Annotated in this window: 1 rRNA gene; it reads left to right on the plus strand. The window is 50.2% G+C overall.

Annotated elements, in window-relative coordinates:
• Window positions 1-248: 248 nt before the first annotated feature.
• Window positions 249-3,110: ribosomal RNA gene (locus tag BCT11_RS27105) — 23S ribosomal RNA — on the plus strand; the annotation flags it as partial.

Consider the following 3,110-nt stretch of genomic DNA (forward strand, 5'->3'; position numbering starts at 1 on the left):
GTAGCTAACATAGCTCTTTAACAATTTGGAAAGCTGACAAAGTAATCTTTAAGATTACTTGTAAAGTTCTCAATGTTTGTCTTTATGACAAACACCAAAAAACACATTCAAGTGTTCTTGGGAATATCACTTTTAAAGTGATTATTCGAAATTGAGTCCGGCAAAATCGAAATGTCTCTCGCTCATTCAAATAATGAGAGACAACTTTGGTGATTTGAACATCAACTCGAAACTCCTTCGGGTTGTATGGTTAAGTGACTAAGCGTACACGGTGGATGCCTTGGCAGTCAGAGGCGATGAAGGACGTATTAACTTGCGATAAGCCCAGATTAGGTAGTAAAAACCACTTGAGTCTGGGATTTCCGAATGGGGAAACCCACTAGCATAAGCTAGTATCGCTGCGTGAATACATAGCGCAGCGAGGCGAACCGGGGGAACTGAAACATCTAAGTACCCCGAGGAAAAGAAATCAACCGAGATTCCGAAAGTAGCGGCGAGCGAAATTGGACTAGCCCTTAAGCTTTATATGCGTTAGACGAACGGTCTGGAAAGTCCGGCAATAAAGGGTGATAGCCCCGTAGTTGACAACGCACATTCAGTGAAATCGAGTAGGGCGGGACACGTGATATCCTGTCTGAATATGGGGGGACCATCCTCCAAGGCTAAATACTACTGACTGACCGATAGTGAACCAGTACCGTGAGGGAAAGGCGAAAAGAACCCCTGTGAGGGGAGTGAAATAGAACCTGAAACCGTGTACGTACAAGCAGTAGGAGCACCTTCGTGGTGTGACTGCGTACCTTTTGTATAATGGGTCAGCGACTTATATTCAGTGGCAAGGTTAACCATCTAGGGGAGCCGTAGCGAAAGCGAGTGTTAACTGCGCGACTTAGTCGCTGGATATAGACCCGAAACCAGGTGATCTAGCCATGGGCAGGTTGAAGATTGAGTAACATCAATTGGAGGACCGAACCGACTAATGTTGAAAAATTAGCGGATGACTTGTGGCTAGGGGTGAAAGGCCAATCAAACCTGGAGATAGCTGGTTCTCCCCGAAAGCTATTTAGGTAGCGCCTCGGACGAATACTACTGGGGGTAGAGCACTGTTAAGGCTAGGGGGTCATCCCGACTTACCAACCCTTTGCAAACTCCGAATACCAGTAAGTACTATCCGGGAGACACACGGCGGGTGCTAACGTCCGTCGTGGAGAGGGAAACAACCCAGACCGCCAGCTAAGGTCCCAAATTATTACTAAGTGGGAAACGATGTGGGAAGGCTCAGACAGCCAGGATGTTGGCTTAGAAGCAGCCATCATTTAAAGAAAGCGTAATAGCTCACTGGTCGAGTCGGCCTGCGCGGAAGATGTAACGGGGCTAAGTAATAAACCGAAGCTGCGGCAATGAAGTTTTACTTCATTGGGTAGGGGAGCGTTCTGTAAGCCGTTGAAGGTGTGTTGTAAAGCATGCTGGAGGTATCAGAAGTGCGAATGCTGACATGAGTAACGATAAAGGGGGTGAAAAACCTCCTCGCCGGAAGACCAAGGGTTCCTGTCCAACGTTAATCGGGGCAGGGTAAGTCGACCCCTAAGGCGAGGCCGAAAGGCGTAGTCGATGGGAAACGGGTTAATATTCCCGTACTTCTTACAATTGCGATGGGGGGACGGAGAAGGCTAGGTGGGCCTGGCGACGGTTGTCCAGGTTCAAGTGCGTAGGCTGAAGAGTTAGGTAAATCCGGCTCTTCTTAAGGCTGAGACACGACGTCGAGCTACTACGGTAGTGAAGTCATTGATGCCATGCTTCCAGGAAAAGCCTCTAAGCTTCAGATTGTAAGGAATCGTACCCCAAACCGACACAGGTGGTCGGGTAGAGAATACCAAGGCGCTTGAGAGAACTCGGGTGAAGGAACTAGGCAAAATGGTACCGTAACTTCGGGAGAAGGTACGCTCTTGATGGTGAAGTCCCTCGCGGATGGAGCTGACGAGAGTCGCAGATACCAGGTGGCTGCAACTGTTTATTAAAAACACAGCACTGTGCAAAATCGTAAGATGACGTATACGGTGTGACGCCTGCCCGGTGCCGGAAGGTTAATTGATGGGGTTAGACTTCGGTCGAAGCTCTTGATCGAAGCCCCGGTAAACGGCGGCCGTAACTATAACGGTCCTAAGGTAGCGAAATTCCTTGTCGGGTAAGTTCCGACCTGCACGAATGGCGTAATGATGGCCACGCTGTCTCCACCCGAGACTCAGTGAAATTGAAATCGCTGTGAAGATGCAGTGTACCCGCGGCTAGACGGAAAGACCCCGTGAACCTTTACTACAGCTTGGCACTGAACATTGACCCTACATGTGTAGGATAGGTGGGAGGCTTTGAAGCACAGTCGCTAGATTGTGTGGAGCCGTCCTTGAAATACCACCCTTGTAGTGTTGATGTTCTAACGTCGACCCCTTATCGGGGTTGCGGACAGTGCCTGGTGGGTAGTTTGACTGGGGCGGTCTCCTCCCAAAGAGTAACGGAGGAGCACGAAGGTGGGCTAATCACGGTTGGACATCGTGAGGTTAGTGCAATGGCATAAGCCCGCTTGACTGCGAGAATGACAATTCGAGCAGGTGCGAAAGCAGGTCATAGTGATCCGGTGGTTCTGTATGGAAGGGCCATCGCTCAACGGATAAAAGGTACTCCGGGGATAACAGGCTGATACCGCCCAAGAGTTCATATCGACGGCGGTGTTTGGCACCTCGATGTCGGCTCATCACATCCTGGGGCTGAAGTCGGTCCCAAGGGTATGGCTGTTCGCCATTTAAAGTGGTACGCGAGCTGGGTTTAGAACGTCGTGAGACAGTTCGGTCCCTATCTGCCGTGGGCGTTGGAAGATTGAAGGGGGCTGCTCCTAGTACGAGAGGACCGGAGTGGACGAACCTCTGGTGTTCGGGTTGTGTCGCCAGACGCATTGCCCGGTAGCTAAGTTCGGAATCGATAACCGCTGAAAGCATCTAAGCGGGAAGCGAGCCCTGAGATGAGTCTTCCCTGATACTTTAAGTATCCTAAAGGGTTGTTCGAGACTAGAACGTTGATAGGCAGGGTGTGTAAGCGTTGTGAGGCGTTGAGCTAAC

It is taken from the genome of Vibrio sp. 10N.222.52.B12, from assembly GCF_002875385.1.
Classification (GTDB): Bacteria; Pseudomonadota; Gammaproteobacteria; order Enterobacterales; family Vibrionaceae; genus Vibrio; species Vibrio jasicida.